The organism is Mesorhizobium sp. M0030 (assembly GCF_040323695.1).
GTDB lineage: Bacteria > Pseudomonadota > Alphaproteobacteria > Rhizobiales > Rhizobiaceae > Mesorhizobium.
This window is the reverse complement of record NZ_JAMYVE010000004.1, coordinates 282,935-309,581: the sequence shown is the minus strand read 5'-3', so window position 1 is coordinate 309,581 and position 26,647 is coordinate 282,935. Positions and strand designations below refer to the sequence as shown.

26 protein-coding genes are annotated in these 26,647 nt (G+C 63.3%); 10 read left to right on the top strand and 16 right to left on the bottom strand.

Going from position 1 to position 26,647, the window contains the following annotated elements; all coding sequences use genetic code 11:
• Positions 1–5 precede the first annotated feature (5 nt).
• Positions 6–782 (top strand): esterase family protein, encoded by a 777-nt coding sequence (locus tag NKJ80_RS11595; RefSeq protein WP_023695838.1) that lies wholly within the window; start codon positions 6–8, stop codon positions 780–782.
• Positions 782–1,096, top strand: coding sequence for a nuclear transport factor 2 family protein (locus tag NKJ80_RS11590; protein ID WP_031192978.1), 315 nt, complete (start codon positions 782–784; stop codon positions 1,094–1,096). Before NKJ80_RS11595 ends, NKJ80_RS11590 begins: the two co-directional genes overlap by 1 nt.
• Before the next feature lie 10 nt (positions 1,097–1,106).
• Here the strand turns inward: NKJ80_RS11590 and NKJ80_RS11585 are convergent, their stop codons facing one another.
• Complete coding sequence (locus tag NKJ80_RS11585; protein ID WP_023695837.1) at positions 1,107–2,642, bottom strand: MFS transporter; 1,536 nt, start codon at positions 2,640–2,642, stop codon at positions 1,107–1,109.
• Between the two features lie 146 nt (positions 2,643–2,788).
• Between NKJ80_RS11585 and NKJ80_RS11580 the strand changes: the two genes are divergently transcribed.
• Entirely contained in the window at positions 2,789–3,685 is an 897-nt protein-coding gene (locus tag NKJ80_RS11580; RefSeq protein WP_023695836.1) for a LysR family transcriptional regulator, read from the top strand.
• 56 nt (positions 3,686–3,741) lie between these two features.
• On the opposite strand, the gene NKJ80_RS11575 is transcribed toward NKJ80_RS11580, so the two are convergent.
• The 5 genes from NKJ80_RS11575 to NKJ80_RS11555 all read right to left on the bottom strand — a co-directional run bounded on the left by NKJ80_RS11575 (position 3,742) and on the right by NKJ80_RS11555 (position 7,372).
• Positions 3,742–4,494, bottom strand: coding sequence for an SDR family NAD(P)-dependent oxidoreductase (locus NKJ80_RS11575; protein ID WP_023669968.1), 753 nt, complete (start codon positions 4,492–4,494; stop codon positions 3,742–3,744).
• 45 nt (positions 4,495–4,539) lie between these two features.
• On the bottom strand, positions 4,540–5,628 hold the full coding sequence (locus NKJ80_RS11570; protein WP_023683645.1) for an AbrB family transcriptional regulator: 1,089 nt from the start codon (positions 5,626–5,628) through the stop codon (positions 4,540–4,542).
• 80 nt (positions 5,629–5,708) lie between these two features.
• The gene (locus NKJ80_RS11565) at positions 5,709–6,017 is read right to left on the bottom strand and encodes a putative quinol monooxygenase (protein WP_023691624.1); all 309 of its coding nucleotides are present in this window, start codon (positions 6,015–6,017) and stop codon (positions 5,709–5,711) included.
• 73 nt (positions 6,018–6,090) lie between these two features.
• The gene (locus NKJ80_RS11560) at positions 6,091–6,870 is read right to left on the bottom strand and encodes an SDR family NAD(P)-dependent oxidoreductase (RefSeq protein WP_023683647.1); all 780 of its coding nucleotides are present in this window, start codon (positions 6,868–6,870) and stop codon (positions 6,091–6,093) included.
• Between the two features lie 73 nt (positions 6,871–6,943).
• The gene (locus NKJ80_RS11555) at positions 6,944–7,372 is read right to left on the bottom strand and encodes a DsrE family protein (protein WP_023683648.1); all 429 of its coding nucleotides are present in this window, start codon (positions 7,370–7,372) and stop codon (positions 6,944–6,946) included.
• Positions 7,373–7,471: 99 nt separating this feature from the next.
• Here NKJ80_RS11555 and NKJ80_RS11550 point away from each other — a divergent pair, with 99 nt between their 5' ends.
• From NKJ80_RS11550 to NKJ80_RS11540, 3 genes are all read left to right on the top strand, one after another.
• The gene (locus NKJ80_RS11550) at positions 7,472–8,560 is read left to right on the top strand and encodes a hypothetical protein (RefSeq protein WP_352497592.1); all 1,089 of its coding nucleotides are present in this window, start codon (positions 7,472–7,474) and stop codon (positions 8,558–8,560) included.
• 65 nt (positions 8,561–8,625) lie between these two features.
• Positions 8,626–8,871 carry an antitoxin gene (locus NKJ80_RS11545; RefSeq protein WP_023711113.1) on the top strand — a complete coding sequence of 82 codons (246 nt, stop codon included), beginning with the start codon at positions 8,626–8,628 and terminating at the stop codon, positions 8,869–8,871.
• Positions 8,868–9,254 carry a type II toxin-antitoxin system VapC family toxin gene (locus NKJ80_RS11540; protein WP_023711114.1) on the top strand — a complete coding sequence of 129 codons (387 nt, stop codon included), beginning with the start codon at positions 8,868–8,870 and terminating at the stop codon, positions 9,252–9,254. Before NKJ80_RS11545 ends, NKJ80_RS11540 begins: the two co-directional genes overlap by 4 nt.
• A 6-nt stretch (positions 9,255–9,260) precedes the next feature.
• Here NKJ80_RS11540 and NKJ80_RS11535 read toward each other — a convergent pair whose 3' ends face one another.
• Positions 9,261–10,190, bottom strand: a complete 930-nt coding sequence (locus NKJ80_RS11535; RefSeq protein ID WP_196813813.1) for a cation diffusion facilitator family transporter — start codon at positions 10,188–10,190, stop codon at positions 9,261–9,263.
• A gap of 23 nt (positions 10,191–10,213) precedes the next feature.
• Positions 10,214–12,403 carry an anthranilate synthase gene (locus NKJ80_RS11530; protein ID WP_352497591.1) on the bottom strand — a complete coding sequence of 730 codons (2,190 nt, stop codon included), beginning with the start codon at positions 12,401–12,403 and terminating at the stop codon, positions 10,214–10,216.
• Positions 12,404–12,724: 321 nt separating this feature from the next.
• Between NKJ80_RS11530 and NKJ80_RS11525 the strand changes: the two genes are divergently transcribed.
• The gene (locus NKJ80_RS11525; RefSeq protein ID WP_352497590.1) at positions 12,725–13,495 is read left to right on the top strand and encodes an isocitrate lyase/PEP mutase family protein; all 771 of its coding nucleotides are present in this window, start codon (positions 12,725–12,727) and stop codon (positions 13,493–13,495) included.
• 1 nt (position 13,496) lies between these two features.
• On the opposite strand, the gene NKJ80_RS11520 is transcribed toward NKJ80_RS11525, so the two are convergent.
• From NKJ80_RS11520 to NKJ80_RS11505, 4 genes are all read right to left on the bottom strand, one after another.
• Complete coding sequence (locus NKJ80_RS11520) at positions 13,497–14,552, bottom strand: succinylglutamate desuccinylase/aspartoacylase family protein (RefSeq protein WP_023741044.1); 1,056 nt, start codon at positions 14,550–14,552, stop codon at positions 13,497–13,499.
• Positions 14,553–14,643: 91 nt separating this feature from the next.
• Positions 14,644–15,822, bottom strand: coding sequence for an MFS transporter (locus NKJ80_RS11515; protein ID WP_352497589.1), 1,179 nt, complete (start codon positions 15,820–15,822; stop codon positions 14,644–14,646).
• Between the two features lie 115 nt (positions 15,823–15,937).
• The gene (locus NKJ80_RS11510; protein ID WP_352497588.1) at positions 15,938–17,329 is read right to left on the bottom strand and encodes an FAD-containing oxidoreductase; all 1,392 of its coding nucleotides are present in this window, start codon (positions 17,327–17,329) and stop codon (positions 15,938–15,940) included.
• Positions 17,326–17,787 carry a DUF4126 domain-containing protein gene (locus NKJ80_RS11505; RefSeq protein ID WP_352497587.1) on the bottom strand — a complete coding sequence of 154 codons (462 nt, stop codon included), beginning with the start codon at positions 17,785–17,787 and terminating at the stop codon, positions 17,326–17,328. The genes NKJ80_RS11510 and NKJ80_RS11505 overlap by 4 nt, the downstream gene beginning before the upstream one ends.
• A 154-nt stretch (positions 17,788–17,941) precedes the next feature.
• Between NKJ80_RS11505 and NKJ80_RS11500 the strand changes: the two genes are divergently transcribed.
• The gene (locus NKJ80_RS11500; protein WP_352497586.1) at positions 17,942–18,499 is read left to right on the top strand and encodes a sugar O-acetyltransferase; all 558 of its coding nucleotides are present in this window, start codon (positions 17,942–17,944) and stop codon (positions 18,497–18,499) included.
• Positions 18,500–18,514: 15 nt separating this feature from the next.
• On the opposite strand, the gene NKJ80_RS11495 is transcribed toward NKJ80_RS11500, so the two are convergent.
• Positions 18,515–19,510, bottom strand: coding sequence for a GlxA family transcriptional regulator (locus tag NKJ80_RS11495; protein ID WP_023669983.1), 996 nt, complete (start codon positions 19,508–19,510; stop codon positions 18,515–18,517).
• A gap of 127 nt (positions 19,511–19,637) precedes the next feature.
• Here NKJ80_RS11495 and NKJ80_RS11490 point away from each other — a divergent pair, with 127 nt between their 5' ends.
• Complete coding sequence (locus NKJ80_RS11490; protein ID WP_352497585.1) at positions 19,638–20,276, top strand: cysteine hydrolase family protein; 639 nt, start codon at positions 19,638–19,640, stop codon at positions 20,274–20,276.
• 521 nt (positions 20,277–20,797) lie between these two features.
• Complete coding sequence (locus NKJ80_RS11485) at positions 20,798–22,114, top strand: hypothetical protein (protein ID WP_352497584.1); 1,317 nt, start codon at positions 20,798–20,800, stop codon at positions 22,112–22,114.
• A gap of 61 nt (positions 22,115–22,175) precedes the next feature.
• Here NKJ80_RS11485 and NKJ80_RS11480 read toward each other — a convergent pair whose 3' ends face one another.
• From NKJ80_RS11480 to NKJ80_RS11470, 3 genes are all read right to left on the bottom strand, one after another.
• Entirely contained in the window at positions 22,176–23,855 is a 1,680-nt protein-coding gene (locus NKJ80_RS11480) for a formate--tetrahydrofolate ligase (RefSeq protein WP_023683662.1), read from the bottom strand.
• Positions 23,856–24,167: 312 nt separating this feature from the next.
• Positions 24,168–25,292, bottom strand: coding sequence for a DUF2333 family protein (locus NKJ80_RS11475; protein ID WP_023686165.1), 1,125 nt, complete (start codon positions 25,290–25,292; stop codon positions 24,168–24,170).
• 16 nt (positions 25,293–25,308) lie between these two features.
• The gene (locus tag NKJ80_RS11470; RefSeq protein ID WP_023744273.1) at positions 25,309–26,613 is read right to left on the bottom strand and encodes a DUF6638 family protein; all 1,305 of its coding nucleotides are present in this window, start codon (positions 26,611–26,613) and stop codon (positions 25,309–25,311) included.
• Positions 26,614–26,647: the final 34 nt, after the last annotated feature.

The following is a 26,647-nucleotide window of genomic DNA, read 5'->3' as shown; positions in this document are numbered from 1 at the left end:
ACGCGATGGACATCTCTTATCACAAGGGTTTCTCCGGCAATCTCGGCCGCGACATGGAATACAAGCGCTACGGCCATGCCGGCCGGCCGGTGGTGGTGTTCCCGACGTCGCAGGGGCGGTTCTACCAGTTCGAGGATTCCGGCGGGGTAGGAGCGCTGGCCGAATTCATCGACACCGGCCGCATCCAGCTGTTTGCGGTCGACGGCGTGGATTCGGAATCGTTCTTCAACAAGCATGCCGGCGCCGCCCACCGCATCGGTCGCCACGAGGCTTACTTCCGATATGTGCGCGAGGAGGCGCTGCCGGAGTTTCTGGCGACCGCCGAGCAAGCCAATGGCGGGCGCAAATTAAAGCCGCTGTTCACCGGCTGTTCGATGGGCGGTTATCATTCCACGAACTTCGTCTTTCGCTTTCCCGAACTCGCCAGCGGCGTCATCGCGCTGTCGGGCGTCTATTCGGCGGGCGACTTCTTCGGCAAGGCGCTGGAAGGTGATATCTTCTACAATTCACCGCTCGACTATCTGCCCGGCATCGTAGACCCAAAACTGCTTGCCCGGCTGAAGGCGCTGAGGATGATCTTCTGCTGCGGGCAGGGCGCCTGGGAAGAGCGGATGCTGGTCGAGACCCGCAGGCTGGAACAGATCCTGCGCGACAAATCCATTCCCGCCTGGGTCGACTATTGGGGCGGCGATGTCAGTCATGACTGGCCATGGTGGCACAAGCAGCTGGTCTATTTCTTCGGCCGCTGGCTGGATGATGATCTGATGCACCGGCTCGATTGATGACCACACCCGAACCTATCCGCCGCTTTATCGAGGCCACCAATGCGGGTGATAGCGAAGCCGTTCTCCACACGTTCACAGCCGACGCGTCCCTGACCGACTGGGGGCGGTCCTTCCAAGGCCGCCAGCAGATCGCGCGCTGGAACCAGTCGGATAATATCGGCGTGAAGTCCAATCTTCGCATTGTCCGCATCGCCGAGGTCGAGGGCAGCTACCGCGTCCGCATTGCCGTGAAAGGCAATGGCTTCAACGGCGAGGGTGACATGACCTTCGTGCTCGACGGCCACCGCATAGCGAGCCTCGTCATCTCCTGACGCGGCTCAGCTACCCTTCCTGGCAAACCGGCAGAGCAATGGTCTCGTGTTCCACCGCCCATCCACGGCGCAAGCCGAGAAAGACGACAAGGGCGGTGACGATGGTGATTGCCGCCAGCACGATCAGCAGCCTGTCGAACGCGATCTCATAGGCCTGGACCAGGACCGTGGCTCCGGCACCCGGCAAGCGGGCTGCCGCTTCGCCGATGTTGCCGGTCACCAGCAGCTGCGCGGCGGCGGTTGCATCCAGGGAAGACGCCGTTCCCTGAGCCGCCAGTTGGGCTGCCGTGAAACCCGACAGGACTGCCATGACGATCGCCAGCGCCACGCCTTCGCAAGCGACGCGGGTGGTGTTGAAGATGCCGACCGCCATGCCGGCACGCTCTTTCGGCACGACGCCGACGGCAAGTCCGTCCATCAGCCCCCAGGGCAAGGCGATGCCGACGCCGATGAGGATCAGCGGCGCCACCAGCGCTGCGACGACAGGCGGTATCAGGCTCAGCCAGACAAGGCCGCCGGCGGCCACAAGCAGGCCGACACCGCAGATCGTTGCCGGAGCGATCCAGCGCGCTACCTGGCCGGCGAGCAGTGGCAGGATCAACAGCGGTCCCGACAGGCAGATCATCAACTGCCCCGCCTTGATCTCGCTCATCCCCTCGATGCCGATGAAGCGGATCGGCAACAGCACCAGCAGGACGACGAAGCCATAGGCGGGAGCGGCCGCCAGGAACTGGACGCCGACGAAGCGGGGAAAGCGGAACAGCGAGAGATCGAGCATCGGCCGGCGCACGCGCCGCTCGACGACGACGAAAGCGGCAAAGCAAAGGGCGGCCGCCACGAGAAGCGCGATCACCAGGGGATCGGTCCAGCCGCTCTGCGGCGCTTGCAGCACGCCGTAGGTCAGCGATGCCAGCGCGATCGTAAAGGTGCCGGCTCCCGCCCAGTCGAGGCCGGTCGCATCCGGATCGCGCGATTCCCTGATGGTGCGCAGGCCGAGCAAAGCGGCTGCAATCGCGAGCACTGCCACCAAGACGAAGATCGATCTCCAGCCGAAAGCATCTATGAGCAGGCCCGACGCGATCGGCCCAAAAGCGAGGCCGATGCCGAAACTGGTGCCGAGGAAGGAGAAGGCGCGCAGCCGCAATGGCCCATCGAATTCCTGGGCAAGAGCGGAGGCGCCGCCGGCAAAGGCGGCGGCACTGCCGAGCCCTTGCGCAGCCCTGAGCACATCGAACCAGACGATATCAGGAGCAAACATCGATCCCAGCGATGCCAGCACATAGGTGGCGAGGCCAACAAGGAAGAGCCGCTTGCGGCCATGATTGTCGGCCAGCGCGCCTGATGCCATCAAGGTGGCGGCGAAGGTCAGCATGAAGGCGTTGGTCACCCAGTTGAGCGCGATCGGGCTGCCGCCGAGGTCGGCCGCAATGCGGGAAAGCGCGACGGCCGGGCCGGTGAAGGTCAAGGGCATTGTCATGGCGGCAAGGCATACCGACAACAGGACAAGCCATGGCGCGACCGCGCCGTTTGTGGTCTTCGGGGTCATAATTTTCCTATCTGAACCAGGATCCGCCGGCCTGCCGCAAGCTTGGTGCGCCGGTCGTAACGGGAAGATAGGCTCGCGACACTTCGAGAAAAATAGTGTTAAATCTCCAGATATACCGGACTGAAACGCTCGAATGGAGAGATGCGATGGAACGCCTCAATGGGCTCCTGGCCTTTGCCCGCACGGCTGAGTTCGGCAGCTTCATCGCTGCGGGCCGCACGCTCGGAATCTCGGCATCGGCCGTCGGCAAGAGCGTCGCCAGGCTCGAGCAGGATCTCGGCGTAAGGTTGCTTCAGCGCAGCACGCGCCGCATCGGCCTGACCGAAGAGGGCAAGCTGTTCAACGAGCGGGTGCGGCGCATCCTCGACGACATCGACGATGCCGAGGCGATGCTGTCGCGGAGCCGCGAAACACCGCATGGGCGGCTGCGCGTTTCGACGCCGATCGTGACCTATCATTTGCTGTTCCCGGTGCTGTCGGAGTTCATGGCGCGCTATCCCGAAATCGAACTCGACATCGACTTTAACGACCGCATCGTCGACCTCATCGACGAAGGCGTCGACATCGCGATCCGCAGCGGCGACCTGCCGGATTCGCGCCTGGTGGCGCGGCCGCTTGCACCCTTCCGGCTGCTGTTGTGTGCGGCACCCTCCTATATCGAGCAGCACGGCAACCCGAGCCGCCCGGACGATCTCGTGAACCATTACGGCATCCGCTTCCGCTTTCCCAACAGCGGCAAGCTGCAAGGCTGGCCGTTCATCGGCGGCAGCGCCGAGCCGCAGGTCCGCTCGATGCTGACCTGCAACAACACGGAGGCGCTGAAGGGCGCCACGATGGCCGGGCTCGGCATCAGCTCGATGCCCGATTTCCTGGTCCGCGAGGCGCTGCGTGACGGCCAGCTGCGCACGGTGCTGGACGACCATGTCGACGGCCGCGGCCAGTTCCGGTTGTTGTGGCCGTCCAATCGTCATTTGTCGCCGAAGGTTCGCGCCTTCGTCGATTTCCTTCCCGACCGGCTTGCCGCGACGCTGAGCGGCTCTTGAATTAGTCCTTCGCGGCCGACGGCGATAACGAAGACAGCGAGGAATAGCTCTGCTTCTCAGTAGGTGGCGCGGCCGCCGGACAGGTCGAAGGTCGCGCCGGTGGTGAAGGAATTTTCGTCCGATAGCATGAAGGCGATCATCGCAGCCGCCTCTTCGACTTCGACGAACCGGCCTCGCGGCACCTTGCCCAGCATGTAGGCGACCTGGGCCTCAGTGAGCTGTTCGAGGATGCGGGTGCGGGCGGGCGATGGGGTCAGCGCGTTGACGGCGATGTCGTGGCCGGCCAGTTCCTTACCGAGCGATTTTGTCAGCGCGAGCACGCCGGCCTTGGCGGCGGAATAGGCGGCGGCATTCGGATTGCCTTCCTTGCCTGCGACCGAGGCGATGTTGACGATGCGGCCGTAGCTGCGCGCGATCATGCCGGGCACCAGGCGCTTGCAGCAGTAGAAGACGCCGTTGAGGTCGATGTCGATTATCTGGCGCCAGGCGGCAGGATCATAATCCGCCACCGTCGCTGCCGGTCCGGCGATGCCGGCATTGTTTACCAGCAGATCGACCGGACCAAGCGAGCGCTCGGTTTCGGTCGCGGCGCTGTCGACGGCCTCCATCAGCGATTGATCGCACAGCAAACCCTCGACCCGGCCGAGCGGGGCGAGTTCGGAAACGGCCTTCGCCATGGCGGTCTCGTCCACATCCCAGATGGCGACGCTGGCGCCCGATGACAGCAGTCGCCGGGCGACAGCAAGGCCGATGCCTTGCGCGCCGCCGGTCACCACGGCGACCCGGCCTGAGAGATCGACGGCATTCACACGACGTTTCATGGGCACTTTTCCTCTTCCCTGGATATTTGAATCTCAGTCCCTGACGGCTCTCGCCACCAGCCGCGCTATGCTCGGCCCGGCGATGAGCACGACCAGGAAGCGGGTCGACTGCAAGGCCATGACGAAGGATATGTCGACGTTCTGCGCGGCGGCGGCAATGATGGCGACGCTGTCCATGCCGCCGGGGCTGGTCGCGAGATAGGCGGTCAGCGGATCGATGCCGAGGACGTGGCTGATCAGCCAGGCAAGCCCGCCGCAAAAGGCGATCAGCACGACGATAGAGCCGACGATCTGCGGCAGCGCCCGTGTCGCATGGCGCAGGATCGCCCGGGTAAAGTTCAGCCCTATCGACCAGCCGACCATCGCATAGGAGAGCGCCAGCAGCCATGGCGGCAATTGCATCGCCGCGCCGAAGCCGAGATGGACGATGGTGCCAAAGACGAAAGTGCCGAGGAAGAAGGGTGAAGGCAGCCGGCACAACCGGCCAAGCAGGCCGCCGACCAGCGCCACGCCGAGCGTGGCGGCAAAGGCTGCCGGTTCGATCAGCGGGAACCAGACGATGGCTGGTACCTCGATCCCCGACGTGTCGACCCACATCTTGGCGACGAGCGCCGCCGTCATTGAGACGAAGATGACGCGCAGATACTGCATGAAGGCGACGAGGCGCTGATCGGCGCCGAAGGCACCGGCCATCAGCACCATGGCGGTGGCAGCACCCGGCGACGAGCCCCAGACCGCGGTGGTGCCGGGCAGGATGCGCCAGCGGCTGATCAGCCAGCCAAGCAGGCTGGACGCCGCAAGGGTCGCCAGCACCACGACAAGGACCAGCGGCCATTCCTTGTAGAACACCGAAAAAATGTCGGTGGAGATCGACGCCGCGACCAGACAGCCGACCAAGGCCTGGGCGGCGGCGAACAGCGGCCGCGGCACGCGCACCGTGGCGCCGTTGGTGCCGGCAAGGATCGCCGCCAGCATCGGGCCGATCAGCAGGGCCGCCGGCAGCGCGGCGTATTCCAGCGCGCCGGCGAACAGCAGCGAGACGATCAGCAGCACCAGCCATTGTCGGACTGGAAGCATGCGCGCCATGCGTTCGACGGCCGGTTGGTCTGGCGAAGAGTCCATGTTTGGGTCTTAGACCTGGAAGAGAAAAATGCGAACGCTGTCTCGGAAGAAATTAACGACCCCGACCCCGCGTTGGGATGTCACTCGTTCTTGATGGCGGGCAGGCCGAAACCGCCGGCCGGATGGGTCTCGACCTGGAATTCGAAGCCGGCGATGATCGGCCGCGCCTTGGCAATCGCCGCCTGGACTTCGGGCAGCTGCAGCGAAGCCTTGTGACTCGCGGCGTCGGTCCACACTTCGGTCACCCAGATCGCGTCGGCATCGGCGGGATCACGAGCGATGACATAACTCAGGCAGCCCGGCATGGCGCCGGTCGAGGCGAGCAGGACATCCATGATCGCGTCACGCTGGCCGCGCGCCGCCCGCATCTTGCCGATCAGTCCATACATTGCCTTCCCCTCCAAACCTCAGAAAACGCTCGCACGACTGCATGGTTGCGAGACGCAGTATGCAATTGCTCGCTCACGGCATCAACTGGCCGCCGTTCACCTCGATAATCTGGCCGGTGATGTAGCCGCTCAGGAGATCTGACGACAGGAAGAGATAGGCACCGACGCAGTCTTCAGCGGTGCCGGCGCGTCCTTGAGGAATGGTGGCGACCATGCCCTTCATCTGATCGTCGGTGGAGTAGCGCTCGTGGAAGGGTGTCGCGATGGTGCCCGGCGCCACTGCGTTGACGCGGATGCCGAAGCCGATCAGTTCCTTGGCCATGCCGCGCGTCACATTGGAGACAAAGGCCTTGGCCGAACCGTACAGCCCGGCGCCGCCGCCAGCGCCATTGCGCGCCGCGATCGACGAGGTGTTGACGATGAAGCCGCCCTGCTTCTTCAGCCATGGCATCGCCTTGCGCGAGGCCGTCAGCACCGAGCGGGCGTTGAGGTCCATCACCGCGTCGTAGTGCGCCTCGGTCTGCTCAGCATAGGGCACGCGGCCGAGCATGCCGCCGGCATTGTTGACCAGCCCGTCGAGCCGGCCGAATGTTTCGGCGCTCTCCTCGACTACCCGCTCGACATCGGCTGCCTGTGAGAAGTCGCCCTGTGTCAGGAACACCTCACCGCCGCTGTCGCGGATGGTTTTGGCCAGCGTTTCTGCGGCCTTCCGGCTCGAATTGTAGTGCAGCGCGACCCGGCATTTCTGGGCGGCGTAGGCCAGTGCAAGGGCGGCACCGATGCCGGTCGAAGCGCCGGTGACCAGCACCGCCTTGCCGGCAAGATCGGGGATGACGAGGGTGGTCGCGGTCATGAGCACTTTCCTTCGGGCTGTTTGGCCACCCTTCGTAGGCTCTCATGGCCTTCACGTTCAAGCCCGTGGCGGCTCAGGGCCGGAGATAGGCGTAGCCCTGGCGCTGCAGTTCGGCGAGCTTGACGACGCCGCCCTTGTCGGCGGCGTGGAAGCCCTCGAGCAGGTCGGCAAGCGTGATCTCCATGCCTTGCATGGTGTTGCCGCAGGCATGCGGCTCAAGGCCCTGTTGGACAAGGCCGGCAAAGCGTCCCGAGATCGCCGCCGATAGGCCTTTCGACTTGAAGCCGGCAAGGGCCGGACCATGCACGACCAACACGATGTCGACATTGCCGCCGGTGCCTTCATAGTGGTTCTTGATGTTGCCGAGCACGAAGTTGACCTTATCGAGGTCGCTGAGGTGATAAGCGACCTTCGGTCTGTCTTCAGCGGCGGCGGCCCGGCTCAGCCCGAACAGGCCGGCGGCACCGGCAAGGCTGGCCCGGAACATGTCGCGTCGACGCATGGCATCCTCTCGGCTTGGCGCTCCCCGCAGATTGCGTGGCTGCGGCCATGATACTAGCATAACTTGACGTTACGTCCTGTCGATGCGAGGAGGCGTCACATGGCGTTCAGGAAGTGGAAGGTTGTTGCCAGCGCTGGATTTGGCTGCGTGCTGCTCGGCGCGCTTGCAAGTTCGGCCCTTGCCGGCGATGCGCTTAAATTACCCGAACTCAGCCCGAATGGCGCCGATGCGTGTTTCGGCCGCGTCTATGATGCGGCGCACCTCAAGGCGCATCCAAAGCAGAAGGTGGCGCGGATTTTCTTCCTCTTTGGCCATGATCCGGTGAGCCATCCGAACGAGGAGCCGACGGCAAACGCCGACACCTCCTACAACGGTTTTCTCACCACCACGGTGCGCGGCGCCAAGGCGCCGCAATGGGCCGGCGGCTGGTGCAATCACGAGTCCGAGGACGGCAAGTCAGGTCCGGTCCGCTGCGGCATGGACTGCGACCGCACCATGGCGTCGCTGAAGCTCGACGACAAAGGCCGCCTGATCCTCACCGACGTCTCGTCCGATCTCTATCTCGACGCCGGATCGGAAGACGAACTGGGCGAAGCCGAATATGACCGGCAGGCTCTGGGCTCGGAGGACAATAATTTCCGCCTCGACCCGATGCCGGCCGCAACCTGCCAGGCTGAATTCGCCAAGATCGACCCGATCGATCCGGCGCTTGGGGCTCCCTTGCGCGAGCGACTGAAGCCGGACCAGCCTTTCTGTTTCGGGCGAGACTACGATGCCGCGCATCTCTCCTCGCATCCCGACCAGGTGACGCAGTCGATCCGGGTCTTCCGCGGGCCGGTCGAACTCGCCTCCTTTGCCTCAGGCGATGTCGCCAACTGGCCCGACGGCTCCGATGTCGCCGTTTCGGTGACCACCAGGAAGAACGGGACGAAGGTCACGCAGACCTATTCCTGCCAGGGTGAAGCGGATCAATGGCGCTGCGCGGCCAGTTCGAAGATGAGCAACTTTTCCTGCGATATCGCGCAAAAGGAAATCTTCCTCAAGCGCGGCGCCAACGGCACCCTTATGCTGGCCAACCCCAATAGCAGCCTGGCGATCGTCGATTTGTGCTCGGCGGATGGCAAGACCAAGTCCGATGACAAGGTCTACCGGTTGGAGGCTATGCCGCAGTCGGCCTGCACTCGTTGAGTTCGATCTTGTCTATGACGCTACCATGGTATATATCTTTGCTATATCTCATTTGAGGATAGCACATGGACAAGGCAAAGGTGTTCTGGTCAGGCCGGTCACAAGCTGTGCGCTTGCCTAAGGAGTTTCGGTTCGAGGCAGACGAGGTTTCGATCCGTCGTCATGGGCAAACTGTCATCTTGGAGCCGCTTGCGCAGGATTGGGCATGGCTCGACCAGGTCATCGGACCGGTTGACGACGATTTCGCCCAGGGAGCGCTGGAGCGTCAGGATGGTCAGGATCGACCTGCTTTGGATGACCTCTTTAAGTGACCTACCTGCTCGACACCAATGCCGTCATAGCGGTCATCGCGGGCGACGAGGGTCTGCTGGCTTTGCTCAAACGGCATGCACCACAAGACTTTGCTCTCTCGGCGGTCGTTTTGCATGAGCTGTACTACGGCGCTGAAAAGAGCCAGCGAAAGGTCCAAAATCTGGCGCGCATCGACGCCTTGCAGTTCCCGGTACTTGAATTCGACCGAGACGACGCGAGACATGCCGGTGAGATTCGTGCTGGGCTTGCGGCACTGGGAACCCCGATTGGTCCCTACGATGCGCTGATTGGCGGGCAGGCACGTGCTCGGGACCTCACGCTGATAACCCGCAATATCCGGGAATTCGAGCGGATCAAAGATCTCACTATCGAAACGTGGTAACTCGTCTCACGCGAACGGCACCGCCGTCGTGCCTTTCGGCAGCTTCGCCTCGTCGTCCGGTTCGACATGGATGGTGACGCGCACCGAGGGGATTTCGGCCTTCAGCGCGTCCTCGATGCGGTCGCAAATGACGTGGCTGGCGCCGACCGTCATGTCGGCGTCGACGACCAGGTGGAACTCGATGAAGGTGGCGCGGCCGGCGATGCGGGTCTTGAGGTCATGAACCTCCAGCGCGCCCTTGCAATTGGCCGAGATGATGTCGCGAATGTGGATGTGTTCGGTCGTGTCCACTGCGCGGTCCATCAGCCCGTTCATCGACGAGCCGATGACGTGCCAGCCCTGCCACAGGATGTTGAGCGCGACGATGACGGCAAGCGCCGGATCAAGGATCTGCCAACCGGTCAGGATAGCGCCGACGAGGCCGCCGAAGACGCCGACCGAGGTCACGACGTCGGTCATGATGTGCCGGCCGTCGGCGACCAGCGCCGGTGATTTTGCGCTGCGCCCGGCGCGGATCAGCGTCCAGGCCCAGAAGGCGTTGATGACGGTGGCGACGCCGTTGATCGCCAAGCCCTCCCAGGGTTGTTCGAGCGGGGTCGGCGTCTGCCAGGAGCGCCAGACCTCGTTGAGGATCAAAAGCGCGGCGAGCACGATCAGCACGCCTTCCAGCACCGCCGAAAAATACTCGGCCTTGTGGTGGCCGAACGGATGGTCCTGGTCGGCCGGCTTGTAGCTGACCAGGACCGCCCAATAGGCGGCGGCCGAGGCTATGACGTTGACGATCGATTCCAATGCGTCCGAATAGAGCGCAACGGAGCCGGTGACGTACCAGGCGGCAAGCTTGAGCGCGAGCACCACGCAGGCGATGACAATCGACCAGAAGGCAAGGCTGGCGATCCTTTGCCTGGCCGCTGCCTTCGCTGCGATCGCCGCCATGTTGTCCGTTGCCGCCATCTTTTCTAAGCGGCCTTTTCCTTGGCCTTGCGCGGCAGATGCGCAACGATGTTTTCGATGATGCGCATGCCGGCATTGTGGCCGAGCGTCATGATCGATTCCGGATGGAACTGGACGGCGGCGATCGGCTCCTTGCGGTGTTCGAAGGCCATGATGATGCCATCCTCGGTCTCGGCGGTGACGATGAAATCGTCGGGCAGCCGCACCGGATCGGCAAAGATCGAGTGGTAGCGGCCGACGGTCACTTCCTTGGGCAGGCCGGAGAAGATGATTCCGGGCTTGGAGACGCGGATGCGCGACGGCTTGCCGTGCATCGGCACGTGCAACTGCCTGAGTTCGCCGCCATAGGCCTCGGCCAGCGCCTGCAGGCCAAGGCAGACGCCGAAGATCGGCAGGTCGCGGGCGCGGGCGTTCTTGATGGTCGCGGCGCAGTCGAAATCCTTCGGCGTGCCCGGTCCGGGCGACAGCACGACGAGATCGGGCTTCAGCCGTTCGAAGACTTCTTCCGGCACCGGCGAACGCACGGTCGAGACATTGGCACCGGTCTGGCGGAAATAGTTGGCCAGTGTGTGGACAAAGGAGTCTTCGTGGTCGACGAGCAGGATGTTGACGCCGTCGCCGACGCGCGCGGTGGTGCGTTCGGCGCCTGCGGCATTGCCCAATTTGGCGTCGCGAATGGCGGAGAGCATGGCGGATGCCTTCAGTTCGGTTTCGGCTTCTTCTTCCTCGGGGATGCTGTCGAAGAGCAATGTGGCGCCTGCTCGCACCTCGGCAATGCCGTCCTTGATGCGGATGGTGCGGAGCGTCAGGCCGGTGTTCATGTCGCCGTCGAAATTGACCATGCCGATGGCGCCGCCATACCAGGCACGCGGGCTCTTTTCGTTCTGCTCGATGAAGCGCATCGCCCACAGTTTCGGCGCACCGGTGACGGTGACCGCCCAGGCATGCGACAGGAAGGCGTCGAAGGCATCCATGCCTTCGCGCAGGCGCCCTTCGATGTGATCGACGGTGTGGATCAGGCGTGAATACATCTCGATCTGGCGGCGGCCGATGACGCGCACCGAGCCCGGATCGCAGACCCTGGACTTGTCGTTGCGGTCGACGTCCGAACACATGGTCAGCTCGGATTCATCCTTCTTGGAATTGAGCAGCTTCAGGATCTGCTCGCTGTCGGAAATGGCGTCGTCGCCGCGCTTGATGGTGCCGGAGATCGGGCAGGTCTCGACGCGGCGGCCGTTGACGCGCACGAACATTTCGGGCGAGGCGCCGATCAGATACTCGTTTTCGCCGAGATTGATGAAGAAGGAATAGGGCGACGGGTTGATCGACTTCAGCTTGCGCGAGATTTCGGAAGGCTGCGTCTCGCAGCGTTCGTAGAACATCTGCCCGGGCACGACCTCGAACAGGTCGCCGCGCTTGAAACTGTCCATCGCCTTGCGCACCAGATTGGCGTATTCGCCAGGCTCATGGTCGCCGCGCGGCGGGATGCGGTCGGCGGTCTTGAACGGTTCGGCGATTTCGTCGCGCGGCAGCCCCCCGGTTGAAAAACCGTCGCCGGAATAGTCGTAGCGGTCGGTCCAGGCCTTGGTCGAATAATGGTCGACGACCAGGATCTCGTCAGGCAGGAACAGCACGAGATCGCGCTGGCTCTGTTTGCGCTCGAGCTTGTAGTCGACCGGATCGAACTGGAAGGCGAGGTCGTAACCGAAGGCGCCGTAAAGGCCGAGATTGGCGTCTTCATCGGTCTTGAACAGAGCGGTGATGGCGCGCAGCACAGTAAACACAGAGGGGACGCGGCTGCGCTCTTCCTCGGTGAAGACGCGGCCGGGCTTGGCGACATCGAGGCGGATCAGCTTTTTCGAGGTTTCAGCAATCGTCACCTCGGCAACGCCGGCCAGCGTCTTGCCGATCACCGGCAGCAGCACTTCGCCACGGCCATTCAGCGCCTCGATGCGCATGGCGCGGCCACGCGCGGAAATCACCAGCGGCGGATCGATGATGGCCGTATCCCAGCGTGTGTAGCGGCCCGGATATTCGTAATTCGAGGAAAACACCGCACCACGGCGCGAGTTCAAGCCATCGACATAGGCATCGATCGCACCGGCGTAAGGCTTGTCGTGGCGTTCGCGGGTGATGGTGACACCACCTGCGGTCACGAAGCTTTCCGCGCCGTTTTCCAGAGCCTTCATCGTCATTGCCGTCTCCATATGGCTTGTTGGGGCAACGGACCCGGGAATGGCTTTGAAAAAACAAATGGCCGCCCGGACATTCCGTTGCGGCCACCCTCTATTTTCACGCGCACGCGTTCGAACAGGCCGCTGTCAGCGAGCCCACCACCAAATGGTCTTGATCGAGCGCATGTTCATGGGCGAAATCCATAGCGGCGAAAAGCCGGATGCGCAACAGGTTTGAAAGGCCTGTTTGTGGCCGCCGCTTCTGCAGCCCATGGCACATCGCCAAGGCTTGGGGTCCTGCCTAGACTGTTCGTCCAACATCGGAAAGACGGGAAGACAGCAATGACCGAGCAGATCGAGCGCGCACGCACGTTCCATGCCCTTCATGTCAAGGGCAACCCGATCGTTCTCTACAATGCCTGGGATCCGGGCTCGGCCAAGATCGTCGAGAGGGCGGGCGCCAAGGCGATCGCCACCGGAAGCTGGCCGGTCGCGGCTGCTTTTGGTTATGCCGATGGCGAGAAAATTCCGCTGGAGCTAGCGCTGGACAACATCAGGCGCATCGTGGCGGCAGTCGACCTGCCGGTGACCATGGACCTCGAAGGCGGCTACGGCGTCGAGCCGGTGACTGTCGCCCAGACGGTGACACGTGCCCTGCAGGCCGGCGCCATCGGTTTCAATTTCGAGGACCAGATCGTCGGCGGCGCCGGTCTGCACGACATCGCGGTACAGGTGAAGCGCATCGAGGCGGCAGCGGCGGCGGTGAAGGCTTCCGGCATTCCCGCCTTTATCAACGCCCGTACCGACATTTTCCTCAAGGCCAAGCCGGATGTGCATGACAGCGTGCTGCTCGACCAGGCCATCGAGCGGGCGCACGCTTATGAAAAGGCAGGAGCGAGCGGCTTCTTTGCGCCGGGGCTCGGCGACGAGGGTCTGATCGAGGCGCTGTGCAAGGCCACCGTGCTGCCGGTCAACATCATCGCGCTGGCGCATGTGCCGCCGCGCCAGCGCCTGGCCGAGCTTGGTGTCGCCCGTGTCAGCCACGGCCCGGTGCCGTACCGGCAGATGGCCGAATGGCTCGAGGCCAAGGCGCGGCTGGCGATTTCGGGTTAGCTCAGTCCTCCAGCGTGCCTGACCTCGCGTCGGCGCTCTTCTTGTCGCCGACCAGCTTCAAGAGATCCTCGCCGGCGCGGATGATGCGGCGCGAGCGGCGGGTCAGGATGACGCCGTCCTGCGGTGCCAGCACCTCGGTGCGGCCGCCGGCCTCGCCCGGTGTGTGGACGATGGTGGCGAGGCGCGCGCCCTTCGCGACGCGGTCACCGGGCTTGACGTCGTAGAGGATGGCGCCGGCCCTGGGCGCCGGCATCATGTCGATGTTTTCGAGCGGCGCGACGAGGCCCTTGAACGGGCTGGGCGGGGGAAGGGCGGTGTCGGCGATGACGCCGCGCGCCACCAGCAGCCGGTAGAGGCCTGCGGCATCGGAATTTGCCAGCGTGCCGTCGACATCCAGCATGCCACGGTATTCTACCGTAGTGGCAACGCGGCGGTCGAGCTTCGCCACGTTGGCGGGGACGTTCTGGTAGGGCATGATCGTGGCGCCCTCGAAGGTGCCGTCCGTGTCCTCGCTCCACAACACCACGGCGTCGATACCCATGGCGGCGGCGCAATCGGCCATTGCCGGCCACAGACTGGCGTGGACGTAGAGATAGGCAAGGCCCTCGTCGTCGCAATGCAGGTCGAGCACGATGTCGTGGCCGAGCGACAGCTGCACCAGACGGGTCTTCAATCGCTGGTCGGGGGTGCCAAGCGTGGTGTCGGGCAAAAGCTTGGCGTCCGGTGCTGCGAGCAACGGAAAGCCGCGGTTGAAATTGTTGCGGGTGCCGAGATGAAAGCGGCCCTGGTGCTCGCCGAAATGATATTGCGCGCGGCCGATCGGATTGGCCCAGGGCACGACCGTGATGCTGCCTTTGATGCGGCCTTCCGCTTCGGCCTTGTTCAGCGCCGGCATCAGCGCGTCGATGGCGACGACACCAGGCAATTCACCGGCGTGGAGTGCTGCCTGCACATAGGCCGAAGGTGCTGCCTTGTCGGCGCCGGCGAAGCGGAACACCGGGAATTCGTAGGAAACGCCTTCGGTATCGCCGACGATGCGTTCGATCGATTTCTGCATGGGATGCCTCCAGGATAAGAGGCAGAACACATGCACTTTTGCCGAAGGGCTGTCGATTGGTCCAGTTCGCGCCGCCATGGGCGCAATGGAATTATTCGGCGGCGGCCGGAACCGGCGTTATCGGCGCCGATCCTTCGAGCGCCTGCGAGACAACGGCTACGCTGACCGCCAGCAGGGCCAGCACCGCGCCGACCAGCGGCAAATGAGCATAGGAAACGCCGGCCGACAGAGCCACGCCGCCGATCCAGGCGCCGCTGGCATTGCCGACATTGAATGCGCCCTGGTTGAGCGTGGCGGCGAGGTTCGGCCCTTCCGAAGCCGCTTCGACGACGCGGATCTGCAGCGGCGGCACGACGACGAAGATCAGCAGTCCCCACAAGAAGACGATGCCGATGGCGACGCTGGCGATCGCGCCGTACTGCATGAAGCCGACAAACAGAACTGCCATCAAAAGCAGCGTGCCGATGACCGTCGGCATCAATTTCCAGTCGGCCAGCCGGCCGCCAATGATGTTGCCTATGGTCATGCCGGCGCCGAACAGCAGCAGGACCCAGGTGACCGCGGAGGTCGACAGGCCGGAGACATCGGTAAGGTAGGGCTTGATGTAGGTGAAGACGGCAAACGGGCTGGCCGAGGCCAGCGAGGCGATCAGCATGGCGAGCCAGACCTGCAGCTTGCCCAGCACGCGCAGTTCGCTGCGCAGGCCGCCGCCGCTCGGTTCGACGACATTGGATGGCACCAGCCAGGCGATGGCGGCAACAGAGATCAGGCCGATGCCGACGACGGCAAGGAAGGTGGAGCGCCAGCCGAAGGCTTCGCCAAGCGCGGTGCCGGCAGGAACGCCGAGAATGTTGGAGAGCGTCAATCCCGCGAACATCATCGCCATGGCGCTGGCGCGCTTGTTGCGCGGCACCAGGCTGGCGGCAACGACGGAACCAATGCCGAAAAAGGCGCCATGACCGAACGCGGTGAAGACGCGCGCGGCCATCAGAAGCCAGTAATTGGGCGCGATGGCGCAGAGCAGATTGCCGACGACGAACATCGCCGTCAGCGCGACCAGCACCGGCTTGCGCGGCAGATGCGCGGTGGCCATGGCGACGATGGGTGCGCCGAAGACGACGCCCAGCGCATAGCCGGTGACCAGCAGGCCGGCCGAGGGGATCGACACGCCGAGATCGGCCGCAACCTCCGGCAACAGGCCCATGATGACGAATTCGGTGGTGCCGATGCAAAAGGACGCAATGGCAAGCGCAAGGATCGGCAAAGGCATGGAAAATCCAGACTGAATCGGTTCAATTCAGACTGAACGAGAAGCCTTGCCGCGCGCAATGCACATTGCTGCAACGCACCAATGCAGAAAGCGCTGAGCTTGACGCGGAGCTATGTCAGGCGAGCGGCTTCAGCTCCTGGGCGATGGTTGGCAACAGCTCCGAGACGTTGGGGTGGATATGCACGGCGCGCGCCAGCGTATCGACCGGCGCCTTGGCGTACATCAGGTCGAGCACGCAGTGCACCGCCTCGTCGCCGCCGGGGCCGAGCACGGAGCAGCCGAGGATTTGCCTGGTGTCGGCATCGACCAGGATCTTCATGAAACCTTGCGTCTCGCCCTTTTCGATGGCGCGGCCGACGCGGGTCATTGGCCGCTGGCCGACCAGCGCCTTGCGCCCGGATTTCTTCACCGCCGCCTCGGTCATGCCGCAGCGGCCGAGCGGCGGATCGATGTAGAGCGCATAGGCCTCGATGCGGTCGCTGACCTTGCGCGGATCGTCGTCGAGCAGATTGGCGGCAACGATCTCATAATCGTTGTAGGAGGTGTGGGTGAAGGCGCCCTTGCCGTTGCAGTCGCCCATTGCCCAAATGCCGGGCACGCTGGTGCGCAGCTGGTCGTCGACGGTGACGAAGCCGCGCAGATCGACCGCGACGCCGGCCTTATCGAGGCCGAGATCGTCGGTGTTGGGGGTGCGGCCGAGTGCCAGAAGCACATGCGAGCCGACCGCCGGCGGCTTGCCGGATGAGAAGGTCACGGCGATCTCCTTGCCCTGTCTGGCAAAGCGGATGTCGTCGGCGCCGACATGGACTTCTATGGCTTCGTTTTCGAGGATCGATAGGACGGCCGCCGACACGTCCTCGTCCTCGCGGCCGGTCAGGCGCGAACTCTTCTCGATGACGGTGATTTCAGAGCCGAAGCGGCGAAACATCTGCGCGAATTCAAGAGAGATGTAGCTGCCGCCGACGACGATAAGATGGCGCGGCAAAACATCGAGATCCATCATCGAGGAGTTGGTGAGGTAGTCGACGTCGTTGACGCCGGGCAGGTCGGGCACCGAGGCGCGGCCGCCGGTGTTGAGGAAGATCTTTTCGGCAGTCAGAAGCTCGTCGCCGACGCGCACCGTGTTGGCGGATTCGAAGCGGGCATGGCCGCGATAGAGCATGCAGCCCTTCATGCCGGCGATCCAGGTCTCCAGATTGGTGCGGGAGTCATTGGTGACCTTGTCCTTGCGCGCCTTGATCCTCTTGTAGTCCACGCCGACAGGGCCTGAGAACGTCACGCCATAGTCCGCGGCACGCCGCGCCAGATGCGCGGCATAGGCGCTGGCGACCATGGTCTTGGTCGGCATGCAGCCGGTGTTGACGCAGGTGCCGCCGACCAGCTTGCGCTCGATCAACGCAACGCTCATGCCGGCTGACGTGAGCCGGCCGGCGAGAGGAGGGCCGGCCTGTCCGGCGCCGATGATGATGGCGTCGTATGTCTTGGCGTCTGAGGCTTGGGCAGTCATACCACCGCCGCCACGATCAGCAGGCCGCCGATGATCGCCACCGCGTCCTCGATGAGGGCGGCAGGCAAATCCCTGCCGAAGACGGCGGCCAACCGGCCGCGCGCTTCGGCGCCGCCATAGGTGCCGATGACGGCGCCGATGGCGCCGGCAATCAGGCCGCCAATGGTGGAACCGGCGGTGGCGCCGATCACCGCGCCGCTGAAGGCGCCAAGCAGGATGCGGGCGCCGAATTGCTGCGGAACCTTGCGGCTCGGCGTCGAGGGCAGCTGGTCGGTGACCAGTTCGACGATGGCGAGGATGGTGAAGATACCGACGGCGGCCCAATGGCCCATGAAACTTGCCCAGGTGCCGGCCACCGGCAGCCAGCCGAGATAGGCGCCCCAGGCGATCGCGCCCGGCGCGGTCATGGCGCGAAGACCGGCAATGACGCCGATCAGAAGTGCAAGCAAATAGAGCATGTCGATCCCCTCGAAAGCAGGCCCGGGACTGGCCCACGAGGGCAAGCTAGCATAGGTCCTACGTTTGACGAGAGTAGGCGATGGTGCTTCTTCCATCAGCGAGCATTGTACTTTGGTAACCAGTCGAACATGACGATGGGACGGAGTCGCTGTGATGGCCGGAAGCGAACGCACAAGGATGATTGCAGGCGAATGGTACACCTGCATCGACGACGAACTGGAGGCGCTGCGGGCGATCGCGCGCGATGCGGTGTTCGAGCATAATACGCTACGGCCCCAGCAACGCGGCAATATCGGCCCGGCGCTATCGGTGCTGCTCGGCAGCACGGGCGAGGGCGGCCGCATCGAGGCGCCGTTCCACTGCGCCTACGGTTTCAACATCCATCTCGGCGACGGCGCCTTCCTCAATGCCGGCTGCACCATCCTCGACACCGCGCCGGTGCGTATCGGAAGCCGGACGCTTCTCGGCCCCAATGTGCAGATCTACTGCGCCGAGCACCACAAGGAGGCCGCGGGCCGTCAGTCGGGACTGGAGATTGCCCGGCCGGTCACCATCGGCAATGACGCCTGGATCGGCGGCAGCGCCATCATCCTCGGCGGCATCAGCATCGGCAATGGCGTCATAGTCGGCGCCGGCGCGGTGGTGACGCGCGACGTCCCTGACAACACCACGGTGGTCGGCAATCCGGCGCGGGCGGTCAAGCGGGGCTGAACTCGTCGTGGGCGGTCAGTATGAAGCCGTGCGTGCCATGCGCTCGTCCGGACCGGCTCGCCGCGAGAATTCACGCCGGTATTGGGCCGGTGACGTCTTGAGCCGTGCGGCGAAATGCTGGCGCAGCGAGGTGGCGCTGCCGAAGCCGGCTTCGAAGGCCACCATGTCCATCGATTTTTCCGTCGCCTCCAGCAGCCGTTGCGCCAGTTCGATGCGTTGGCCGGCCAACCATTCGCCAAAGCTGGTGCCGATCGATTTCTGGAAACGGCGGGTGAAAGTGCGCCGGGTCAGGCCCGCGGCCTCCGCGACGCGGTCGAGGTTGTGCGTTTGTCCGAGCGTTGCCCGCACCGTGTCGAGCGCCAGGGTGAAGCGGTCGGTGGCCGGGGTTTTCGCCAGCGGGCGCTCGATGAACTGCGCTTGCCCACCCTGCCGGTGCGGCGACAGCACGATGTGCCTGGCCAGCCGCAGCGCTACCTCTGCGCCATAGCGGGCGCGCACAATGTGCAGGCAGCAATCGAGCCCGGCGGCGACGCCGGCCGAGGTGACGATGTCGCCGTCGTCGACATAGAGCACGTCGGCGTCGACTTCGATGTCCGGGTATAATGTTTGCAGCCGGTCGGTGGAGGCCCAATGTGTCGTCGCACGCCGGCCCGCAAGCAGCCCGGCGGCGGCAATGGCGAAGGTGCCGAGACAGAGGCCGACGATCACCGCACCGCGCCGGTGCGCGTGGGTGAGCGCTGCCAGGAGCGGCGGCGGAAGTGGGGCCTCGAGATCCTTCCAGCTCGGAATGATGACGATGTCGGCATCGTCGAATGCGGAAAGGCCATACGGCACCGCGATGGTCAGCCCGGCATCGGTGTGGATCGCTCCATCGTCGAGCGCGCAGACGCGAAAGTCGAAACGCGGCAAGCCAAGCTTGGTGCGGTCGGTGCCGAACACCACGCACGGCACGGAGAGGTGGAACGGGCTGATGCCGTCAAAGGCGAGAACGGCAATGATCGGGTCGGCCATGCGTGTTTCCAGCAAGCGAAAAGCGAATTGTCCCAATTCTTTCGAATGATGTCAATCGGGCCACTTTTGGCAGTCGGGCGATCCGTCTATTTTCGACCTGTCCCATTCAAGCCCGAAGGAGAACACCATGTCCGCCAATATCACGCCGCGCCGCGCACTCATCGTTATCGATGTCCAGAATGATTATGATGGCGGCAACCTCGCCATCCAGTATCCACCGTTCCGCGACAGCGTCGTCAATGTCGCGCGCGCTATGGATGCCGCCGCTGCGGCCGGCGTGAAGGTGGTGGTCGTCAAGCAGATGGCGCCCGAGACCTCGCCAGTCTTCGCCAAGGGCAGCCATGGCGGCGACCTGCATCCCGAGATCGCCCGGCGAAGCCGCGACCACTATGTCGAGAAGTCACTGCCTAGCGCCTTTGCCGGCACCGACCTCGAGGCGTGGCTGCGCGCCAATACCATCGATACGATAACGGTGATCGGCTACATGACGCATAATTGCGACCTGTCGACCATCATCCACGCCGCGCATGTCGGCTTTGCGGTCGAGTTCCTGTCCGACGCCACCGGTTCGCTGCCTTACGCCAACAGCGCCGGCTACGCCTCGGCCGAGGAGATCCACCGCGTGGTGTCCATCATCCTGCAGTCGCGCTTTGCGGCCGTGCTCAAGACCGCCGAATGGATCGATTGCCTGAAGACCGGTGCTTTGCCCGAACGCGACACGCCCTATGCGTCCAACCAGCGCGCGCTGGCGCGCAACGCTGCATAGGCAAATTGCCGCGAAGGAACAGGGGCGCCGCAGTCTGCGGCGCCCCTTGGCGTTCCTGATCACGAACACCGGGGCGTGGCCTCGTTTGGAAGTCTTTTCGGCTGGGCCCATTCACTTTCGGGATGATGAGCCGGCCAAACGCAAGAAACTCAGATCCGGCTCTATCTCAGGATGGGGAACTGGAGAACAGAGTGAAGTCTTTCACAGACGAAGGCCTCTCTCCGAGGAACGGTATATCTGGATCAAGGGGTGGGACGGGGTAGACTTCCCCGGGAGAAACAAGTGAAAGCGCGAATTGCACAAACTACAGTCGTTCTCGCCTTGGCTGGTGCCGCGGCACTCTTGCCATGGCCCGCTTTCGCCCAGGTCCCTTCGCACGCGCCGGGGACGATCTGCTTCACTCAATCCTTCTGGTGCTGGGCGCAGCCGCCCGGCCCGCCCGGATATCCGTGCGGGTGCCCGTCGCAATACGGCTATGTGCCGGGCTATCTAGGGTAGTCGTCAGGCGGGGGGATTTCACGATGACGACGACACCGGCCGACCCTCTCGTTTCTGGACTCATCGCGGACGCCAAGCTGGTCGCCAACTACGGCCGCTACGGTGTGTTCAAGGACAGTTCCCTGTTTGCCGCCATCGGCAATGCCGAAAAGCTCGACGATGCGACGGCCAGCCAGCCTGAGGTCGTCAATCTTCAGACGGTTTTCAACGATTGTTCCGGCACCGTGCCATTTGCCACCCTGGCGGCACTGCGATCGGGCTGGTCGCCCGGTGACATGTCGCGCAAGACCGCGCTGGCGACGTACTTTCTCGTGGCTCTTTCCGTGCTTTTCATGGTTGTAACCGGAAGATTGACGTACATTTACAACAAGGGAGTCGCGATAAACTCCGAACTCATAGAAATCGACAACAATGATTTCAGCGCACGGTTCGGACAGGCGATACGCCAGGTTTGGGCGACGAAGAAACAACTGAGCTCGGCATCGTCCGAGCAGGCTTCGACCACGGATCTGACGCTTCTGAAGGACGCCTATTACAATTCGGAAGATAGCCTTCACGCTCTCGACCAGCGCTTTTCCTCCCTGGTGAGAAGAGCGCAAGGGTTCATGACTGAGGACGCGCAATTCCCGATCTGGGGAATGCAATGGATGTACTGCAAACTTTATTCAACCTCCACGGCAGATGGCGTAGCGGCGGGCCAGGCTCAGTATTCCCAGCAAGGTGCCATAGACCAGTTCTGTGACCAGCCGCTGGGGGTGAGTAAATCCACGCCTCCAGACAAGCTCAAGGAGCTCCCCAATCAGCCGGATGCCTATTGCGCGCAGATAAACACCGAAAAGAAAAACCCGAACAATCTTGAAGGTACGTCTTCGGAAAAAGTGACGGACGTGAATGCCGATTTCGACGAGGCAACGCGCAGCCTGCAGTGCGACGGAGTGATCACGATCGCGCCGAACTCGATCTACACGCTGACCGCGCAGATAAAGACGCTGGACGAGGTTCTCAGCCCATATGCCTTGTGGATACTCCCGGCCTTCTACGGCGCGCTCGGAGCCATCATGTTTCACATGCGGATGATCCTCAATCCGCTGCTGCCCAATCCACCGCTGTCGCGGCTGATCCACAGGATCGCACTGGGGGCGCTGGCCGGCATGGTGCTTGCCTGGTTTGTAGCACCGGGCACCAAGCTTGGAGAGGAGGCTTCGGGAATAGGCTTCAGCCTCTTCACCTTCTCCTTCCTGTTTGGGTTCAGTCTGGATATCTTCTTCACCATTCTCGACCAGTTCGTCAGCATGTCGGTCGCCGGGATCAAGAAGTTCGGGTCCTCGACAGTGGCGTGAGAAGCCCGGCAAGCAAAAGGGCGCCGCATGGCTGCGGCGCCCTTGGTTGTCGAGACAAATCTCAGAACAGGCCTTCGATCTGGCCGGCCTCGTTGAGGAAGATTTTTTCCGAGGACGGCGCCTTGGGCAGGCCGGGCATGGTCATGACCTCGCCGCAGATGACGACGACGAAGCCGGCGCCCGCCGAAAGCCTGACCTCGCGCACCGGCACGGTGTGCCCGGTCGGCGCGCCGCGCAGGTTCGGGTCGGTCGAGAAGGAATATTGGGTCTTGGCCATGCAGACCGGCAGGTGCCCGTAGCCGGCCTGCTCCCAGGCATGCAGCTGGTCGCGCACCGACTTGTCGGCGATCGCCTCGTCGCCGCGATAGATGCGCTGGACGATGGTGTTGATCTTCTCGAACAGCGGCATTGCGTCGGGATAGAGCGGCGCGAACTGCGAGGCGCCGGATTCGGCGATCTCGACGACCTTGCGCGCCAACTCCTCAATGCCGGCAGAGCCATTGGCCCAATGCTTGCACAGGATCGCCTCGGCGCCGAGCGAGGCGACGAAATCCTTCATCGCCTGGATTTCCACCTCGGTATCGGTGGTGAAATGATTGATCGCCACGATCGCAGGCACGCCGAACTGTTTCACATTCTCGATGTGGCGGCCCAGATTGAGGCAGCCCTTCTTGACTGCCTCGATGTTTTCCTTGCCGAGGTCTTCCTTCTTGACGCCGCCATTCATCTTCATGGCGCGCACGGTGGCGACGATGACGGCAGCCGCCGGCTTCAAACCCGCCTTGCGGCACTTGATGTCGAAGAATTTTTCGGCTCCGAGGTCGGCGCCGAAGCCGGCTTCGGTGACGACGTAGTCGGCGAGCTTCAGCGCCGTGGTGGTGGCGACCACCGAGTTGCAGCCATGCGCGATGTTGGCGAACGGGCCGCCATGCACGAAGGCAGGGTTGTTCTCCAGCGTCTGCACCAGGTTTGGCTGCATGGCGTCCTTCAGCAGCACCGCCATGGCGCCGTCGGCCTTGAGGTCGCGGGCATAGACCGGCGTCTTGTCGCGGCGGTAGGCGACGATGATGTCGCCGAGGCGCTTTTCCAGATCCTTGAGGTCGGTGGACAGGCACAGGATAGCCATCACTTCAGAGGCGACGGTGATGTCGAAGCCTGCCTCGCGCGGATAACCGTTGGCGACGCCGCCGAGCGAGCAGATGATTTCGCGCAGCGCCCGGTCGTTCATGTCCATGACGCGGCGCCAGGCGACGCGGCGGGTGTCGATGCCGAGCTCATTGCCCCAGTAGATGTGGTTGTCGATCAGCGCCGACAGAAGATTGTGCGCCGTGGTGATGGCGTGGAAGTCGCCGGTGAAGTGGAGGTTCATGTCCTCCATCGGCACGACCTGCGCGTAGCCGCCGCCGGCGGCACCGCCCTTGACGCCGAAATTCGGGCCGAGCGAAGCCTCGCGGATGCAGACGATCGCCTTCTTGCCGATGCGGTTGAGGCCATCACCGAGGCCGACGGTGGTGGTCGTCTTGCCTTCGCCGGCCGGCGTCGGGTTGATGGCGGTGACGAGGATCAGCTTGCCGTCCTTGTTGCCCTTCACCGATTTGATGAATTCGGCCGAAATCTTCGCCTTGTCGTGGCCGTAGGGCAAAAGGTGCTCGGTCGGGATGCCGATCTTGGCGCCGATCTCCTGGATCTGCTTTTTCTTGGCGCCGCGCGCGATCTCGATGTCGGACTTCACTTCGGCCATGACGGCTTTCCTTCGGATTGGACGGTGGAGGGGACGGGTTTGATCTCACTCGCAGGCATGTTGAACCAGGGCGCGGGCATGTTCTAACCCTGTCGCTCCCGCGGCGTCAACTTGCATGCAACTATGTTTCCTATGAAGAAAGTGTCTCCGCGGCCGGCCGACCTGTCGCCGGTTCTTCCTGGCTCCGTTGCCGCGCCGTATAGAAGCCAGAGGACGCGACGTTCCGCCGTCTCAAAACAGCCGCCCAATGCACGGAATGCGACAGAGGCGACGGCGCAAATTCGCCATCGCTCGCCGGGAAAGCTGTGGACGCTACTGAGTCAGGACGTTGCTGATCTCGACCATGTTGGAGCGCACGCGAAGCACGTAGAAACCCATCGTCGTCAGGTGCGTCGGCATGATCCAGCCATCCTCGCGGCCATTGGCGATGATGAAGGGCTGGATGCGCAGGGCCGAGACGAATTGCGCATCCATCGTGTCCCACAGATTGCCGAGATGCTTTTCCTTGATGACGTCCTCGAAGTCGGCCTGGGCGCCCTTCATCAGGCCGTAATAGGCATAGAGCTGGCCATAGGCGAACCAGAAGCGGTCGTCGGCGCGGAAGTCGAACCAGCCATTGTTATGGTTTTCGGCGCGCTCCTTGAGGATCGCGGAGGTGGAACCGATGTCGGAGGAGATGCGGTCGATATACTGCTTCAGATTGTCGGCGCGGGCATCGAACGTCGCCTGGCAGCTGCCGAGGCGGGCGTTGAAGGAGCGTAGCTTGGTGACGGCATCGCGATAATAGCTCGGCGTCGGCGTCTTGGGGCCGAACGGGTTGAGGCCGAAATACCAGGTCTCCTCGTCGAACTGCAGATTGCCGCGCGCATCCTGCAGGTCGCCGTCGATCTGCGATGTGGTGCGAACACGGCCGAGATTGTCGGCAAGCTCGGTGGCGGTACGCCGCACCGCCTGGTTGATGCCGCGCTGGAACGAGGCCTTGTTGTCCATGAACGGCGTGTTGTCCCAGTCGATGCCGAACAGGCCGAGTTTGTAGAGGATCATCGACGAGATCCAGGCATTCTGGTTGACGTTGAAGTCCGTCAGGTCGGCCGCCACCTGGGCGATGCCCGAATTGCCGCAGGTCTTGGCGGTGTCGGTGCCGGCGCCGGCGGCGACCTGTTCGCCGGCGGAAATGTTGCGGTTCTCGAAGGTGTATTTGTCGACGTAGTTGGGATCGAACTTGTTCCACCACTGGGTGGCGTAGAAGAAATTGGCGTAGAGGCCGATCAATACCAGAAGCGCGAGGCCGACCACAGCCTTCAGGATCCAGCCGCGCTGCGTATACCAGCGCCCAGCCCAGAGGAACGGCCACAGGATCGCGCCGATGACGAGGCCGATGCCGCGGCCGATCCATTGGAAGATGCGGGTGAAGAAATTCACGATCGGATCAAGCATGGCTCTCGTTCACCCCTCAGTCAGTCAGGCCGTAAAGGCGCGTGCGAAACGCCACTTTGTCTTTCAAATATGTGGTTTTCAGAACGTCCACAACATGCGACCGCCAGGCGTCGCTGTAGCCGTCATAGTCCTTGTAGAAGCCCGGCTTGTTGAAGACGTAACGCGAGACAAAGTCCTGCGGCACGAAATCCGAGATCAGCTGGTTGGTCAGCCAGGCGTCGGGATGGTCGGGCTTGCCACGCACGACCAGGAAGCGCTGTTGCGGAAACACATCCTCGATCTTGAGATGGCCGAGCTGGGCGATCTCACGCTTGGCGGCGTTGAGAAAGGGGAAATTGCCGTCCTTGGTGATCAGATCGGCATGGCCATGGATCCAGGTCTGCAGCCAGACCTTGTCGACCTCGGTCAAATTGCGGTTCGGCTCTGTGTCGCGGATGAGAGAGCGCACCACCATCTCGGCGCGATGCTCGAGATAGCCCGAGCTTTCGACCCATGACGCGCGCGGCAATTCGATGCGGCCGGTGCTGGCCAGGAACTTGAACACCTTGTCGGCATCGTTGATCGAGAGATAGCTGACCTGCCAGGGCCGCGAACGGCGAAAGCCGGGGGCGGCCGGGTCGCCGATGACGGTGGTCATATCAGGATCGACGAAGACGTAGACGCCGCCGAAATGGCTGGTCCAGTAGGCGTTGTGGCGGAAGATCACCTGGTCGGGCACCAGCGCATTCTCACGGATATCGCCGCAGACCTTCGCCAGCTCCACCATACGGCTCAGCATGGTGTTGTCGCGCCAGGCATCGGGCTCCTGCTTCAGCCGGTCGACCAGCTTGCCGAGTTCGGCGGCCTTGCCCAGCACGTCCTCGGCCGAAAGCACCCTGAACTCGACCTGGCTGATCGACAGCAGATCCTCGATGTCGTTGACCAGGGGAACGGAATCCTCGATCTCCCCGTAGATGACATCCTTGATCGTCAGCGCATCGATGGCGCGCTGGTTCTTGGACATGAACTCGAACATCAGCTGCGAGGTGTTGGAAAAGGCGGTGTGCACCACCGGCAGATCGATCTGCGACGGCGTCAGGATGATGAAGCGGCGGTTGACCTCGTTGGGGTCGAGATAATCGTAATCGCCGCATTCCTCGGCCACTTCGGGCGAGAAGCCGGTGCGGTCGATCTGGAAGCTCTTCAGCTTGGTCGGTTTGAGGCCGAAGGCGACAAGCGCCTTGTTGTAACGCTGGATGAGGTGCGGCTCGTCGACGGTGAGCAAGCGGCCGTAGATCAGCTCATTGTCGCGGAGAAGGTCGGGCTTTTTGGCGTGGCTCATGCAGAACGTTCCGAGTGGCGTTGCCTGTTGTGGC

Excerpts from the sequence above, each read along its gene's own strand:
- NKJ80_RS11580 (WP_023695836.1), top strand. The coding sequence starts at position 2,789 with ATGGAACGCCTCAATGGGCTCCTGGCCTTTGCCCGCACGGCTGAGTTC.
- NKJ80_RS11490 (WP_352497585.1), top strand. The coding sequence starts at position 19,638 with ATGTCCGCCAATATCACGCCGCGCCGCGCACTCATCGTTATCGATGTC.
- NKJ80_RS11480 (WP_023683662.1), bottom strand. The coding sequence starts at position 23,855 with ATGGCCGAAGTGAAGTCCGACATCGAGATCGCGCGCGGCGCCAAGAAA.
- NKJ80_RS11550 (WP_352497592.1), top strand. The coding sequence starts at position 7,472 with ATGGCGTTCAGGAAGTGGAAGGTTGTTGCCAGCGCTGGATTTGGCTGC.
- NKJ80_RS11545 (WP_023711113.1), top strand. The coding sequence starts at position 8,626 with ATGGACAAGGCAAAGGTGTTCTGGTCAGGCCGGTCACAAGCTGTGCGC.
- NKJ80_RS11520 (WP_023741044.1), bottom strand. The coding sequence starts at position 14,552 with ATGCAGAAATCGATCGAACGCATCGTCGGCGATACCGAAGGCGTTTCC.
- NKJ80_RS11585 (WP_023695837.1), bottom strand. The coding sequence starts at position 2,642 with ATGACCCCGAAGACCACAAACGGCGCGGTCGCGCCATGGCTTGTCCTG.
- NKJ80_RS11515 (WP_352497589.1), bottom strand. The coding sequence starts at position 15,822 with ATGCCTTTGCCGATCCTTGCGCTTGCCATTGCGTCCTTTTGCATCGGC.
- NKJ80_RS11565 (WP_023691624.1), bottom strand. The coding sequence starts at position 6,017 with ATGTATGGACTGATCGGCAAGATGCGGGCGGCGCGCGGCCAGCGTGAC.
- NKJ80_RS11525 (WP_352497590.1), top strand. The coding sequence starts at position 12,725 with ATGACCGAGCAGATCGAGCGCGCACGCACGTTCCATGCCCTTCATGTC.
- NKJ80_RS11510 (WP_352497588.1), bottom strand. The coding sequence starts at position 17,329 with ATGACTGCCCAAGCCTCAGACGCCAAGACATACGACGCCATCATCATC.
- NKJ80_RS11475 (WP_023686165.1), bottom strand. The coding sequence starts at position 25,292 with ATGCTTGATCCGATCGTGAATTTCTTCACCCGCATCTTCCAATGGATC.
- NKJ80_RS11595 (WP_023695838.1), top strand. The coding sequence starts at position 6 with ATGGACATCTCTTATCACAAGGGTTTCTCCGGCAATCTCGGCCGCGAC.
- NKJ80_RS11555 (WP_023683648.1), bottom strand. The coding sequence starts at position 7,372 with ATGCGTCGACGCGACATGTTCCGGGCCAGCCTTGCCGGTGCCGCCGGC.
- NKJ80_RS11590 (WP_031192978.1), top strand. The coding sequence starts at position 782 with ATGACCACACCCGAACCTATCCGCCGCTTTATCGAGGCCACCAATGCG.
- NKJ80_RS11500 (WP_352497586.1), top strand. The coding sequence starts at position 17,942 with ATGGCCGGAAGCGAACGCACAAGGATGATTGCAGGCGAATGGTACACC.
- NKJ80_RS11535 (WP_196813813.1), bottom strand. The coding sequence starts at position 10,190 with ATGGCGGCGATCGCAGCGAAGGCAGCGGCCAGGCAAAGGATCGCCAGC.
- NKJ80_RS11470 (WP_023744273.1), bottom strand. The coding sequence starts at position 26,613 with ATGAGCCACGCCAAAAAGCCCGACCTTCTCCGCGACAATGAGCTGATC.
- NKJ80_RS11485 (WP_352497584.1), top strand. The coding sequence starts at position 20,798 with ATGACGACGACACCGGCCGACCCTCTCGTTTCTGGACTCATCGCGGAC.
- NKJ80_RS11560 (WP_023683647.1), bottom strand. The coding sequence starts at position 6,870 with ATGACCGCGACCACCCTCGTCATCCCCGATCTTGCCGGCAAGGCGGTG.
- NKJ80_RS11495 (WP_023669983.1), bottom strand. The coding sequence starts at position 19,510 with ATGGCCGACCCGATCATTGCCGTTCTCGCCTTTGACGGCATCAGCCCG.
- NKJ80_RS11530 (WP_352497591.1), bottom strand. The coding sequence starts at position 12,403 with ATGACGATGAAGGCTCTGGAAAACGGCGCGGAAAGCTTCGTGACCGCA.
- NKJ80_RS11570 (WP_023683645.1), bottom strand. The coding sequence starts at position 5,628 with ATGGACTCTTCGCCAGACCAACCGGCCGTCGAACGCATGGCGCGCATG.
- NKJ80_RS11505 (WP_352497587.1), bottom strand. The coding sequence starts at position 17,787 with ATGCTCTATTTGCTTGCACTTCTGATCGGCGTCATTGCCGGTCTTCGC.